This is a genomic window from Dyella sp. SG609 (assembly GCF_012275375.1).
Lineage (GTDB): Bacteria > Pseudomonadota > Gammaproteobacteria > Xanthomonadales > Rhodanobacteraceae > Dyella_D > Dyella_D marensis.
This window is the reverse complement of record NZ_JAAZQJ010000010.1, coordinates 122165-135688: the sequence shown is the minus strand read 5'-3', so window position 1 is coordinate 135688 and position 13524 is coordinate 122165. Positions and strand designations below refer to the sequence as shown.

Sequence of the window (13524 nt, the reverse complement as noted above, 5' to 3'; positions counted from 1 at the left end):
GGTCAATCGAGCGGCGTTGCACCAAACACGGGCAGCCGGCGCCGCGGACGCGCCAAGGCGGAGCTTGATCGGAGAAGCCGCTGCTCTAAGTCATTGAATCTGCGCATGCCGATATTGCTGATCCGGCTGGCACGCAACGTGCTGCGCTGCCACATATCAATCCGCCATGGGGAAAGCGCCGGATGAAGTGGCTTACCGCGATCATCAAACCCTTCACGCTGGACGACGTCCGGCAAGCCCTGTCCGAGGCCGGCGTCGCCGGCATGACAGTCACCGAGGTCAAGGGCTTCGGCCGCCAGCACGGCCACACCGAGCTGTACCGCGGCGCCGAGTACGTGGTGGATTTCCTGCCCAAGCTGAAGATCGAAGTGGCGGTGGCCGACGAGCAGCTGGAGCAGGCGATCGAGGCGATCAGCGGCGCGGCGCGCACCGGCAAGATCGGCGACGGCAAGATCTTCGTCAGCGAGCTGGAACAGGCGATCCGCATCCGCACCATGGAGGTCGACACCGATGCGCTTTGAGAGGCGGGTAACGGGGAATGGGGAACGGGGAGCGGGACGCCTCCTCGCGCTGGGAGCATTGCTCGCATCGGTCGCGCTGCCGGCATGGGGGCAGGCCGCCGCGCCTGCGCATATCGACAGCGGCGACACCGCCTGGATGCTCACCGCCACCGCCCTGGTGCTGCTGATGACCATTCCGGGCCTGGCGCTGTTCTACGGCGGCATGGTGCGCGCGAAGAACCTGCTGTCGGTGCTGATGCAGTGCTTCGCCATCACCGCGATGGTGACGGTGCTGTGGATCGTCTACGGCTATTCGCTGGCCTTCAGCACGGAGGGCATGCAGGCCGGCAGCATCGGTTGGCATTCCATCATCGGCGGACTCGATCGCGCGATGCTGGCCGGCCTCAAGCCCGACTCGCGCTACCAGACGGTGCCCGAGGCGGTGTTCGTGATGTTCCAGATGACCTTCGCCATCATCACGCCCGCGCTCATCGTCGGCGCCTATGCGGAGCGCATGAAGTTCAGCGCCATGCTGTGGTTCAGCGGGCTGTGGCTGACCTTCGTCTACCTGCCGGTGGCGCACATGGTATGGAGCGGCCCCGGCTCCCTGCTGGGCGACCTGGGCGTGCTGGATTTCGCCGGCGGCACGGTGGTGCACATCAATGCGGGTATCGCCGGCCTGGTCGCCTGCCTGGTGATCGGCAAGCGCCGAGGCTTTCCGCACGTGCCGATGCCGCCGCACAACCTCGGCTACACGGTGGTCGGCGCCAGCCTGCTGTGGCTGGGCTGGTTCGGCTTCAACGCGGGTTCCGCGGTGGCCGCCAACGGCAGTGCCGGCATGGCCATGCTGGTGACGCAGATCGCCACCGCCGCCGCCGCGCTGGGCTGGCTGGTGGCCGAGTGGGTGGTGCATGGGCGGCCCAGCGTGCTGGGCATCGTCTCCGGCGCGGTGGCGGGACTGGTGGCGGTGACGCCGGCGGCCGGCACCGCGGGGCCGGGCGGATCGCTGGTGCTGGGCTTTGCCGCCGGCGTGGTGTGTTTCTTCAGCGCCACGCGGCTGAAGCACAAGTTCGGCTACGACGACTCGCTCGACGTGTTCGGCGTGCACGCGGTGGCGGGCATTCTCGGCGGCCTGCTCACCGGCCCGCTGGCTTCGCCGGCGCTGGGCGGCTTCGGCACGGTCACCTCGCTGTGGGGCCAGCTGTGGATCCAGGCCAAGGGCGTGGGCTTCACCATCGCCTGGAGCGCCGTGCTGAGCTTCGTGCTGCTGAAGCTGATCGACAAGACGCTGGGCCTGCGCGTGGATGACGAGCAGGAAATGGTGGGGCTGGATATCGCGCTGCACGAAGAGAAGGCTTACAACCTCTCCTGATTAACCAACTGGCCTCGGTCTACAAACTGGAATCCTTCTCCCTCCGGCGACCCGAAGGTAGTCCCCGTGGGAGAGAAGGTGGCGGCAGCCGGATGAGGGTACGGGCGGAGCGATACACATCACTCCTACGCTCCGACCGCACCCTCACCCCAACCCCTCTCCCGAGGGGAGAGGGGCTTAATAGTTGCGATGCGTTGGGGTTCGCTGCGCTCACCCCAACCTACGCCGGCTTGTGGATTGGCGAGGTCTGGCGGCGGCCGCTAAGCTGCCCGCCATGACCGACCGCTCCGCCGCCCGCCTCGCCTGGGCCCGCTCCGTTCTCGACGATGCCACGCTCACGCTGGAATCGGCTTCCTCCGACGCCAGCTTCCGCAGCTACTGGCGCACGCACCATCAGGGCAGCAGCTGGATCGTGATGGACTCGCCGCCGGACCGCGAAGACCCGCGCCCCTGGCTGGCCATCGGCGAACGCCTCGCCGCCGCGGGACTGCATGTGCCGGCGGTGCGGGCGCAGGATCTGCAGCAGGGTTTCCTGCTGATCGAAGACCTCGGCCACCGGCTGTACCTGTCGGCCTTGAACGAGCGCAACGCCGACGCGCTGTACGGCGATGCGATGGATGCGCTGCTGCGGATGCAGACGCGCATGGACTACCGCGACCTGCCGCCGTTCGACCGCGAGGTGCTGGTGCGCGGCCTGGAAGTGATGCCGGAGTGGTTTCTCACCCGCCACCTGGGCCACACGCCCAGTGGCGAAGAGCGGAAGGTGTTGGAAGCGGCGTTCGAACTGATCGTCAGCAACGCGCTGGAGCAACCGCGCTGCTTCGTGCACCGCGATTACCATAGCCGCAACCTGCTCGTCGTCGAACGCAACAATCCCGGCGTGATCGACTTCCAGGGCGCACTCGCCGGCCCCGTCACCTACGACCTCGCCTCGCTGCTGCGCGACGCCTACATCGTGTGGCCGCGCGAACGCATCGAAGCCTGGGTGGAGTCGTACCGCCAGCGCCTGCTCGGCGCCGGGGTGATCGATGCGGGCGTGGACGCCGCGCGCTTCCTGCGCTGGTTCGACCTCACCGGCCTGCACCGCCACGTGCGCGTGCTCGGCCAGTTCTATCGGCTGTGGTATCGCGACGGCAAGCCGGGCTATCTCGCCGACGTGCCGACGGTCTATCGCTACGTCAGCACGGTGGCGCGCAGCTATCCGGAACTGGCGGACTTCGCCGCGCTGCTGGAACGCCACGCGGCCGGCCGCGACCTCACCCAGGTGGCCGCATGAGGCACGCGCTGATCTTTGCCGCCGGCCTGGGCGAGCGCATGCGCCCGCTTACCGACCGCACGCCCAAGCCCTTGCTCATGGCGGGTGGCAAGCCGCTGATCGTGTGGCACCTGGAAAAGCTCGCGGCGGTGGGCGTGCACTACGTGGTGATCAATACCTCGCATCTGGCGGACCAGTTCCCGGAGGCGCTGGGCGATGGTTCGCGCTGGGGCCTGCGCATCCGCTACGCCTACGAAGGCCCCACCCCGCTGGAAACCGGCGGCGGCATGCTCAATGCGCTGCCGCTGCTGGGGCCGGAACCGTTCATCGCGGTCAGCGCCGACATCTACTGCGATTACGACTACGCGAAGTTGCCATGGGAACCCGCCGGCCTCGCCCATCTGGTGATGGTGCCGAATCCGGATTGGCATGCCGCGGGCGACTTCGTGCTGCACGAAGGCCAGTTGCAGGAACAAGGCGCGGGCGAGCGGCTCACCTTCGGCAATATCGGCGTGTACCGGCCGCAATTCGTGCACGGCCATGCGCCCGGGCGCTTCAAGCTGCTGCCGCTGTACCAGCAGGCGATGCGCGATGGACAGCTCAGCGGCGAACGCTACGACGGTTTCTGGCGCAACCTGGGCAACCCGGCCCAGCTGGCGGAGCTGGACGCGCACTTGCGCCGCGGCTGAACCTGGCGTGCCCGCAAAATCCTGCCGAGCTTGGATGGCAGCGCCGCCCGGCGCTATTCTGTACTGACCGGTTCTGTAGCAAGTCCGCATTCCACCTGCAGGATCGTCCGTCTCTTCTTGCAAGGTTTCGCCGATGGCCGAACTCTGGTCCCGTCTCGTCGATTGGTTTGCCGGGCATGGCGTGCTCCCCGTGCTGCAGCTGCTGCATCTGCAGGGGCTGGCGGGCGACCCCAAGGACATCGCCGAATCGCTGCTGATCGCCACCTTGCAGCTGGGCATCATCGGCCTGATCTTCCGCCCGCTGGAAACCCTGCTGCCCGCCGAGCGCTGGGCCGACCGCAAGCTCACCCGCGTGGATTTCCAGTACACGCTGATGATGCTGGTCGGCATCTTCCCGGTCTTCAGCTTCCTGGTGCTGACGCCGATCGCCAATTACTTCGGCGGCCCGGACACCGGCCCCTCCGACGCCAGCGTCTCGCCACTCGCCATCACGCACTGGGTGCCGTGGCTGAAGCAGCATCCGTGGCTGCTATTCGGCTGCTATTACGTGGCCTACGACTTCGTCTATTACTGGATGCACCGCCTGCAGCACGCCCTGCCCTGGTGGTGGGCACTGCACAGCATGCATCACAGCCAGCGCCAGATGAGCTGCTGGACCAACGACCGCGGCAGCCTGGTCGACGGCTTCCTGCAGTCGATGGTGCTGGCCACGGTCGGCATCGTGATGGGCGTGGAGCCGGACCAGTTCGCATGGCTGGTGCTGCTGGGCGAACTGGTGCAGAACTTCTCGCACGCGAACGTGCGCATCGGCTTCGGACCGGTGCTCGGGCGCGTGTTCGTCGATCCGAAATTCCACCGCTTGCACCATATGCTGGTGGATCCGGAACGCCCGGGCCTGCACAACTGCAACTTCGGCCAGGTGCTGTCGGTGTGGGACGTGCTGTTCGGCACCTCGCTCTACGGCATGGCGCCGCGGCCGACGGGCGTGGGCGACCCCACCGTCGATGCCGATAACGAGCACGGCCTGATCGGGCTGCACTGGGCCGCGTTCAAGCGGTTCTGGGGTGCGGTGCGGCGGCCGGCGGGATGGAGGCTGGGCGAGGTGGCGTTCGGGCCGGGGTATGAGCCGATACCGGTGGAGCATCTGGATCTGCACCACATGGTGGCACCGCCCTCCCCGCCACCGATCGTCATCGACGACAGCGTGGTAGCCAGTTCGAGTACGCCGGCGGCATGAACCGTTTTATTCGGCAGGCCTGACGCCGACCGTTGCACCAAAACAAAAGAGCCGCCGGTTCCCCGGCGGCTCTTTCTTTTCTACTTGCCACGGAGCCGAAGCTCCGTGGCCATCAGCCTGCATCAGAAGTCGTACGTCACACCGAAGCGGACATAACGCGGGGTCTGCGAGCTGATCGGACGCAGGTAGCTCGAGCTGGTCGAGATCGCGTAGACCTGCGTGGTGGTCTGCTTGTTCAGCACGTTGTAGACCATCACGTTGAAGCCCAGCTTCTTGTCCGCCCATTCCGGACGGTACTCGGCGCTGACGCTCAGCAGGTAGGTCCACGGGTTGCGGGTGGTGCCAGGCGACCACGGCTTGCCGTCGCAGAAGTGGTAGTACGGACCGTAGCCGAGACCCGGATTGGTCTCGTCCGCGCCGTACAGGCCAAGGCAGGTGCGCGGCGTGCCGGACAGGATCGCGAGGTTACCGGAAACCATCCACTCCGGAGCGATCTGATACGAGCCGTAGGCCTTGATCTGGTGACGGCGGTCGTTCGAGAGCGAGCCGTTGGCGTAGTCCATGACCTGGGCGTAGTCCCAGTCCACCGTCGCCGAGACGTCGGTCTGGCCGATATCCGAACGCACCTGGCCTTCCGAGTTGCCGAAGCTATGCGACCACACGTAGTCCACGCGGCCGTACCACTTGCCGTCGAACGGATGCTCCAGGAACAGGTTCAGGCCGTAGTACTTGCGCTTCATCGTGGTGTTGAAGCCGAAGTCCTTCTGCCAGTCCATCGGGACGCTGTAATAGCCGCCGGCGAGCTTCGGAATCAGGAAGGTCGCGCTCTTGCCCGGATTGATCAGGATGCTGCCCGGCACCTGGGTGGCGTCGTAGGTGGCCGGATCGATGCCCAGCTCGTTCATCTTGCGGATGATCGAAACGTTGTCGCCGATATCGTCGATCGCGTTGCGCAGCTTGCGGTAGGTGGCCTTGGCGCCGTAGACCCACGAGTCGCCCAGCTTCTTGTCGAAGCCGAGGATGAACTCGTCCTGGTACTCGGACTTCAGGTCACGCGCGGAAGCGACGTTCGGATCGCGCGGCTGGCCGTACTCGCCGTTGGCGGAGAACGGAGCGCCCGCGCCGCGGCTGGTGTCGATCGGGGTCAGGCCGGTCGGCACGCCGTTGGCGTCGATACCCGTGTAGGTGAAGTACTCGCGGGTGTACAGCGAGGAACCCGCCGAACGCAGCGCCACGCTGGTCGGCATCGCCAGGTAGTAGCGGCCGGCGTTGCCGTAGACCTTGAAGCTGGAGTCGCCGTAGACGTCCCAGCTGAAGCCCACGCGCGGAGCCCACTGCGGCTTGGTCAGGCGCAGGTACGGCGCACCGGAAGCACCGAAGTTGGTGAACTGGTCGTTGCGCAGGCCGATCTTGACCAGCCAGCGGTCGTTGATCTGCCAGTCGTCCTGCAGGTACTGGGCGCGCTGCTGCACGCGGACCGAGGCGTTGTCGTGGTAGCGGTAGCGGGCCACGTAGTAGCCGGTCTCACCGCCCGGCTGCGAGCCGGTGTTGGCCACCCACGGCGAGTTGTGCCAGTCGGCACCCGGCTGAGCGGTACCCGGGCCACCGATGATGTAGGTGTCCGGATCGCCGTCCATGGTGTTGTATTCCCACGCATAGCCGAGGCCAGCGGCGGGGAATTCGGTACCGGCGTCGGTGTTGCGCACGTCCTGGTTGTCGATACCGCCGGTGATGGTGTGGTCACCGAGCTTGTAGGTCAGGTCGACGCGCAGGTTGGTGTTGGTGGTCTTGTGACCCGGCAGGTTGATCGTCGAAACCGTCTGGTTGTTCGTGATCGGATTGCCGCCGGTGATGTCCGGGTTCTGGTTTTCCGTGGTGAACAGGTACGGGTTGGTCGGATCGTAGCCCGGGGTGTTGGTGTAGTACTTGCCCTTCATCTTGCCGTACTGCACCGACAGGGTCAGGTCATCGGTGATGTAGCTGGTGAACTTGGTCGTGTACAGATCGAACGAGTTCTTGACCGACGTGTCGTAGCTGTTGAAGGAGCCTTCCTTCAGCGTGCCGTAGTCGAAGTTGTTCAGCGTGCCGTTGTACGACGTCTTGTTGGAGACGCCGGTCACTTCGAGGATGTTGCTGTCGGTGATGTTCCAGTCCAGCTTGCCGTACCACTTCGGGCTGTTGATCTTGCCGTGGTCGACGAACGGAGCGGTGTTCGGGCCGACGCCGGCAGCCGAGCTCAGGCTGGTGTTCTTGCCCTGCTCACGCTCGTATTCGGCGGCCAGGAAGAAGAACAGCTTGTCCTTGACCAGCGGACCGCCGACATAGGCGGAATACGTGGTGGTCCAGGACTTGTTGTCGTTGCGGTACTGGCGGAGCTTGCCGTTCGAACCGTCCTTGTTGACGTAGTAGTAGTTCTTCGGGTCGCTCTCGAGCGAGGTCGGGGTCCACAGGACCTGGCCGCCGAAATGCCACTCGTTGGTGCCGCGCTTGCCGACCTGGCTGATCACGCCGCCGTCCGAACGGCCGTAAGCCGCGCCGTAGCCGCCGGTGAGGATTTCCTGCTGGTCGATCGCGCCGTAGGGCAGGCTCAGGCCGCCCAGGCCGCTCAGCGGGTCGGTGGTGTTGAAGCCGTTGATGTAGTACGCGTTCTCCGTCACCGACGAACCGCCGAACGAAACCAGCGGGCCGCCCATGTTGCCGGAGAAGTAGCTGCTGCCCTGGACCACGCCCGGGGCCAGCAGCGCGATCGCTTCGGCGCTGCGCGCGAGCGGCAGGCGAGCCAGCTGCTGGGAGGTGATCACCGTGCGCGAGTCGACGCCGGAGACGTCGATGGCCGGCAGCGCGTTGGCCGTCACCGTCACGGCGGACAGCGACGAGGCGTTGTTGGCCGAGGCGAACGAGACTTCCGTGGTCGAACCGACGGTCAGGGTGACGTCCTTGCGGGTGTCGACCGTGGAGCCGCCCTTCTGCAGGGTGACGGTGTAGGAACCGACCGGCAGGTTGGTGGCGCTGTAGCGGCCGCTGGCGTCGACCGTCACCTGGCGGTTCAGGCCGGTGGCGCTGGTGATCGTCACGGTGTCGCCGGCTTCAGCCTGACCGGTGATGTTGCCGGTGGTGGCCTGGCCGAACGCAACGCCGGACACGCCGGCCATGGTCAGCGCAGCGGCAAGCGCCGTATGACGCAGATAGCCGCGATTCAAGGAACGAAAACTCATTTGGATCTCCCCGAAAACGCCCACGTGGGGTGTGGGCAAAATTGAGCAAAACCGCCCGCAATGCGGGCGATAGGCCAAAAGTTTGCAAAGACTGCGCCTGTAGGTAACTCCCCCTGCAGACTGCCCCTCTGCGTTCCCCTCTGCGGCGACGATTTCTTGCGGGCCTCCCGTGGCTGTAAGCAAGCTGTCGTCTGACTGTCGCATCAGGAACATACCGAAAATAACGTCGACCGTTACATCAAGTCAACATTTACTTAATGAATCGCACAGCGCTGCGGTTTTCAAGCCATCGCCATTCCCCTCTTCCGCGCCCGAATCTGCGAACGCCGGAAATAGCGCCCGCAATACATTGAGCCGCTTCGCAATATCTTGCGTGGCAATGCGGCAAGTAATCGCGACTCAGCGATTAATCTCAATTGGGAATAGGCAATCGGGGATTAAGCCGCTAATCGAATGGCCGCACTCAGCGCCAGTGCCGCGCATAAAAAAAGCCCGGCGCGAGGCCGGGCTTTCCGAGGATGCTGGCGCCATGCCTTACGGGCGCCGCGCCAGCTCCGGGTTCTCCCTGGTCTGCGGCATCAGGTCCTGCTTGGACACGCCCAGCCACAACAGGATCGGGCTGGCCACGAAGATGGACGAGAGCGTACCGACCAGGATGCCGATCAGCATGGTGATGGCGAAGCCCTGCACCACCGCGCCGCCGATGAAGTACAGCGCGGCCATGGTGATGGCGGTGAACAGCGAGGTGATGATGGTTCGCGACAGCGTGCTGTTGATCGAGCGGTTCAGCACCTCCACCGGCTCGGCCTTGCGCGCCAGGCGGAACAGCTCGCGGATACGGTCGAACACCACCACCTTGTCGTTGATGGAGTAGCCGATCACCGCCAGCACCGAGGCCAGCACGGTCAGGTCGAACTCGCGGCCGGTGATCACCAGCACGCCCAGGGTCACCAGCACGTCGTGCACCTCGGTGGCCAGCGCGGCGATGGCGAAGCGCCGCTCGAAGCGCACCCACAGGTACAGGCCGATGCCCAGGATGACCAGGCCCGCGGCCATGGTGCCGTCGCTGCGCAGTTCGTCGCCGACCTGCGAGCTGACCGAGGAGCGGCTCTTGAGCTGGGCATCGGGACGCGCGGCCTGCAGCGCCCCGCTGACGACGGCCGAGACCTTGTCCAGGTTCACCTTGCCCTGGTCCAGCATGGCCGCGGTGGGCTGCATGCGGATCGAGACTTCCTTGGTGCCGCCCAGGCTTTGCACCACGGCGTGCTCCATGCCCGCCTTGGCCAGCGCCTCGCGCACGTCGGCCACGGCCACCGGCTGCTGGTAGCTGATCTCGGCGGAAATGCCGCCGGTGAAGTCCAGGCCGTAGTTGAGGCCGCGGGAAGCCAGCAGGGCGATCGACACGAGCATGAGCAGCACGGCGATGCCGATGCTGACCTTGCGCATGCCCAGGAAGTTGACGTTCGCGTTGTGGTTGAAGATTTCCATGATTGCCAGTTCCTCTTCAGACCGACAGCGTCTTGAGTTTGCGGTGGCCGTGGATCAGCAACGTGATCGCATGGGTCAGGGTCACCGAGGTGAACATCGAGGTCAGGATGCCGATCAGCAGCGTCACGCCGAAGCCGCGGATCGGGCCGGAGCCCATCGTGGTCAGCGCCAGCGCGGCGATCAGGTGGGTGACGTTGGCGTCCAGGATGGTCGCCCAGGCCTTCTCGTAGCCGGCGCGGATCGCGGCGTGCGGCGAGGAACCGTTGCGCAGCTCTTCGCGCACGCGTTCGCAGATCAGCACGTTGGCGTCGATCGCCATGCCCAGCGTCAGCACGATGCCGGCGATGCCCGGCATGGTCAGGGTCACCCCGACCAGCGACATCACCGCCACCAGGATCACCAGGTTGAAGAACAGCGCGATGTCGGCCACCAGGCCGAACAGCTTGTAGTAGATGGCCGCGGCCAGCAGCACCAGGCCCAGGCCGATCAGCACGGCCTTCATGCCCTTGGCGATGTTGTCCTGGCCCAGGCTCGGGCCGATCACGCGCTCCTCGACGATGTCGATCGGCGCGGCCAGCGAACCGCCCTTCAGCAGCAGGGCCAGCTCGGAAGCTTCCTTGGCGCTGCGCAGGCCGGTGGTCTGGAAGTTCTTGCCGAACACGCCGTTGACGGTGGCGTAGTTGATCACTTCCTCGGTGATCTTCGGCGTGCGCACTTCCTTGCCGTCCACCACCTTGGTCTCGACCACGCGCTCGACGTACACCACGCCCATCGGCTTGCCGACGTTGCTGGTGGTGAAGTCGAGCATCTTCTTGGCGCCGGCGGCATTGAGCGTGACCGACACCATCGGCGAGCCGCTGGTCTGGTCACTGCCCGAGGACGCATCGACCAGCTGGTCGCCGGTGACGATGATCTTCTTGCTCAGCAGCACCGGGTTGCCGCGGGTGTCCTTGTACAGGCGCGCGTCCGGCGGCACGCTGCCGGTGTTCTTGGCATCCACCGCCTGCTGCGGGGTGCCGTAGCCGGCGCGGTATTCCAGGGTGGCGGTGGCGCCGATCAGCTTCTTGGCCTCGGCGGTGTCCTGCACGCCGGCCAGCTCGACGATGATGCGGCTGTCGCCCTGCTGCTGGATGATCGGCTCGGACACGCCCAGCGCATTGATGCGGTTGCGCAGGGTGCCCAGGTTCTGGCGCACGGCGTTGAGCGAGAGTTCGCGCAGCTTGTCCGGGCGCAGCACGGCGTTGAGCACGAAGCGGTCGCCGGTGACCTGGCCGTCCTGGGTGCTGAGGTCCGGGTATTCGGTGGCGATCGCATTGGCCGCCGCAGTGCGGTCGGCGGCGGAGCGCAGCACCACGGCCACGCCCTGGCCGCGCACGGCATTGCGGCTGACCGAGTCGTAGCGGATGTTCTTCTCGCGCAGCATGCTGCGGATGTCGTCGGCGTAGCGCGTTTCCTGCTTGTCGACCACGTCGTTCTGGTCCACTTCCATCAGGAAGTGCACGCCGCCCTGCAGGTCCAGGCCCAGCGGCATGGAGCGCGCATGGATCATGGACAGCCAGCCCGGCACGGTGGACTTGAGGTTGAAGGCCACGGTGTAGTCGTCGCCCAGCGCCGCCTTGATGGCGTCGCCGGCGCTCTTCTGCACGTCGGGGTTGCCGAAGCTCACCAGCAGGTGGTCGTTCTGCAGCTCCACGCTCTGGTAGGCGATGTTCTGCTGCTTCAGCGCGTACAGCGCCTTTTCCTGCAGCGCCTGGTTGACCACGCCGTTGCGGTTGGCCGTGACCTGCACCGCCGGCTGCGGCAGGAACGCGTTAGGCAACGCGTAGACGATGCCCAGCACCAAAACGATGGCGACCAGGAAAAATTTCCAGCGAGGAAAATCACTCATGCCTTGCATCCGTCAAAAGCCGCGGCACGGGGGCCGCGGCGGTAGCATCGTTCGCGTTGCGGCGAGGCCGTCCGCCCCCGCGGGACGGCCTGTGGCGGGGCATCCCGCCGGATGACCTCAGGACGACTTCAGCGAGCCCTTCGGCAGCACCTGGGACACGGCGCCCTTCTGCACCTTGATCTTCACGTTCGGCGCGATCTCGAGGGTGATGAAGGACTCGCCCACCTCGTCCACGCGGCCGGCCAGGCCACCGTTGGTCACCACTTCGTCGCCCTTGGCCAGGGCCGTGACCATGGCGCGGTGCTCCTTCTGCCGCTTCATCTGCGGGCGGATCATCAGGAAGTAGAACACCACGAACAGCAGGATCAGCGGACCGAAGGTCATCAGCGGGTTCGGCGCCTGGGCACCGGCGGCCGGTGCTGCCTGGGCGATCAGGAAAGTGCTGGGAAAGTTCATCTTCTTGTCTCGTAAGTAGCGGTCCCGGCTGAAATTTCTGCCAGAGGCCTGAAAAAGATCGTGGATTATGCCATGCGCCCCGGTGCTCACGCACACGGGCCGGATGGCCCTGGCTCGGACAGGAGCAGGGTTTATGGGGTTCCCCAGGGGCCGCTTGCAAGCGGGCCGGCGCGTTTTACCCCGCCCTCTTGTTCCAAATGAGATTCGCGCCACGGTGCCGCGTAGGTTGGGGTTCGCCTGCGGCTCACCCCAACCTACGCCGCCATCAGGTGCTGCCGTTCGGCCGCGCCCGCTTCGCGTAGAACTCCGCCACGAACTCCTCCAGCTTCCCGGCGGCGATCGCCTCGCGCAGTCCCGCCATCAGCCGCTGGTAATGCCGCAGGTTGTGCATGGTGGCGAGCTGGCTGGCCAGGATCTCGTTGCAGCGGTCCAGGTGGCGCAGGTAGGCGCGGCTGAAGCCGCCGGCGCAGGCGTAGCAGTCGCAGCCTTCCTCGATCACCCGCGTGTCCATCGCGTACTTGGCGTTGCGGATGCGCAGGGTGCCTTCGTCAGTGAACAGGAAGCCGTTGCGCGCGTTGCGGGTGGGCATCACGCAATCGAACATGTCGATGCCGCGGCGCACCGCCTCGACGATGTCCTCCGGCCGGCCCACGCCCATGAGATAGCGCGGCTTGTCCTGCGGCAGCAGCGGCACGGTGAAGTCCAGGGTGTGGTTGCGCTCGGCCTCCGGCTCGCCCACCGCCAGGCCGCCCACCGCGTAGCCGTCGAAGCCGATGCCGACCAGGCCCTCGGCGGAGCGGCGGCGCAGGTTCTCGTACACGCTGCCCTGCACGATGCCGAACAGCGAATTGGGGTTGCGCAGATCGTCGAAGGCGCGGCGCGAGCGCTCGGCCCAGCGCAGGCTCAGCTCCATCGAGGTGGACGCCACCTGCTCGGTGGCCGGGTACGGAGTGCACTCGTCGAAGATCATCACCACGTCCGAATCCAGCGTCTTCTGGATGCGCATGGATTCCTCGGGCGAGAGGAACACTTTGGAACCGTCCACCGGCGAGGCGAAGGTCACGCCCTCTTCGGTGATCTTGCGCTTGTGCGCCAGCGAGAACACCTGGAAGCCGCCGGAGTCGGTGAGGATGGGCTTGTCCCAGCCGATAAAGCGGTGCAGCCCGCCGAACTGCTCCACGATCTCCAGCCCCGGCCGCAGATACAGGTGGAAGGTGTTGCCCAGGATGATCTCGGCGCCGATCTCCACGATGTCGCGCGGCGTCATCGCCTTGACCGAGCCATAGGTGCCCACCGGCATGAAAGCCGGGGTTTCCACCGTGCCGCGGTCGAAAGTAAGCCGGCCACGCCGGGCCGCGCCGTCGGTGGCGGAGATGTCGAAACGGAGGGAAGTCATCGGGGGATTATGGCGGTTTTGGGCCTTG

General features: G+C 65.9%; 10 protein-coding genes. 5 read left to right on the top strand and 5 right to left on the bottom strand.

Features of this window, described 5'->3' with window-relative positions:
* The first annotated feature begins 182 nt into the window (after window positions 1-182).
* The 5 genes from FHW85_RS17335 (at window position 183) to FHW85_RS17315 (ending at window position 5053) form a co-directional block, all read left to right on the top strand.
* The gene (locus FHW85_RS17335) at window positions 183-521 is read left to right on the top strand and encodes a P-II family nitrogen regulator (RefSeq protein WP_167252164.1); all 339 of its coding nucleotides are present in this window, start codon (window positions 183-185) and stop codon (window positions 519-521) included.
* On the top strand, window positions 511-1872 hold the full coding sequence (locus FHW85_RS17330) for an ammonium transporter (RefSeq protein WP_168649074.1): 1362 nt from the start codon (window positions 511-513) through the stop codon (window positions 1870-1872). The genes FHW85_RS17335 and FHW85_RS17330 overlap by 11 nt, the downstream gene beginning before the upstream one ends.
* 265 nt (window positions 1873-2137) lie before the next feature.
* Entirely contained in the window at window positions 2138-3148 is a 1011-nt protein-coding gene (locus FHW85_RS17325) for a phosphotransferase (RefSeq protein ID WP_168649107.1), read from the top strand.
* On the top strand, window positions 3145-3816 hold the full coding sequence (gene murU, locus FHW85_RS17320) for an N-acetylmuramate alpha-1-phosphate uridylyltransferase MurU (RefSeq protein ID WP_168649073.1): 672 nt from the start codon (window positions 3145-3147) through the stop codon (window positions 3814-3816). The genes FHW85_RS17325 and murU overlap by 4 nt, the downstream gene beginning before the upstream one ends.
* A gap of 133 nt (window positions 3817-3949) precedes the next feature.
* Window positions 3950-5053 carry a sterol desaturase family protein gene (locus tag FHW85_RS17315; RefSeq protein WP_168649072.1) on the top strand — a complete coding sequence of 368 codons (1104 nt, stop codon included), beginning with the start codon at window positions 3950-3952 and terminating at the stop codon, window positions 5051-5053.
* Between the two features lie 122 nt (window positions 5054-5175).
* Here FHW85_RS17315 and FHW85_RS17310 read toward each other — a convergent pair whose 3' ends face one another.
* The 5 genes from FHW85_RS17310 to tgt form a co-directional block, all read right to left on the bottom strand.
* A complete protein-coding gene (locus FHW85_RS17310) occupies window positions 5176-8268 on the bottom strand; it encodes a TonB-dependent receptor (RefSeq protein WP_168649071.1) in 3093 nt (1030 codons plus the stop codon).
* A 534-nt stretch (window positions 8269-8802) separates the two neighbouring features.
* Entirely contained in the window at window positions 8803-9756 is a 954-nt protein-coding gene (gene secF / locus FHW85_RS17305) for a protein translocase subunit SecF (RefSeq protein WP_167252170.1), read from the bottom strand.
* 16 nt (window positions 9757-9772) lie between these two features.
* Entirely contained in the window at window positions 9773-11644 is a 1872-nt protein-coding gene (gene secD / locus FHW85_RS17300) for a protein translocase subunit SecD (protein WP_167252171.1), read from the bottom strand.
* 117 nt (window positions 11645-11761) lie between these two features.
* Window positions 11762-12100: a preprotein translocase subunit YajC gene (gene yajC, locus FHW85_RS17295; protein WP_168649070.1), complete on the bottom strand. Its 339-nt coding sequence runs from the start codon at window positions 12098-12100 to the stop codon at window positions 11762-11764.
* Between the two features lie 265 nt (window positions 12101-12365).
* Window positions 12366-13496, bottom strand: coding sequence for a tRNA guanosine(34) transglycosylase Tgt (tgt, locus tag FHW85_RS17290; protein WP_168649069.1), 1131 nt, complete (start codon window positions 13494-13496; stop codon window positions 12366-12368).
* Window positions 13497-13524: the final 28 nt, after the last annotated feature.

Bases quoted from the DNA above. Each gene is read 5' to 3' on its own strand.
- FHW85_RS17335 (WP_167252164.1), top strand. From the start codon at position 183: ATGAAGTGGCTTACCGCGATCATCAAACCCTTCACGCTGGACGACGTC.
- FHW85_RS17330 (WP_168649074.1), top strand. From the start codon at position 511: ATGCGCTTTGAGAGGCGGGTAACGGGGAATGGGGAACGGGGAGCGGGA.
- murU (WP_168649073.1), top strand. From the start codon at position 3,145: ATGAGGCACGCGCTGATCTTTGCCGCCGGCCTGGGCGAGCGCATGCGC.
- FHW85_RS17315 (WP_168649072.1), top strand. From the start codon at position 3,950: ATGGCCGAACTCTGGTCCCGTCTCGTCGATTGGTTTGCCGGGCATGGC.
- FHW85_RS17310 (WP_168649071.1), bottom strand. From the start codon at position 8,268: ATGAGTTTTCGTTCCTTGAATCGCGGCTATCTGCGTCATACGGCGCTT.
- secF (WP_167252170.1), bottom strand. From the start codon at position 9,756: ATGGAAATCTTCAACCACAACGCGAACGTCAACTTCCTGGGCATGCGC.
- secD (WP_167252171.1), bottom strand. From the start codon at position 11,644: ATGAGTGATTTTCCTCGCTGGAAATTTTTCCTGGTCGCCATCGTTTTG.
- yajC (WP_168649070.1), bottom strand. From the start codon at position 12,100: ATGAACTTTCCCAGCACTTTCCTGATCGCCCAGGCAGCACCGGCCGCC.
- tgt (WP_168649069.1), bottom strand. From the start codon at position 13,496: ATGACTTCCCTCCGTTTCGACATCTCCGCCACCGACGGCGCGGCCCGG.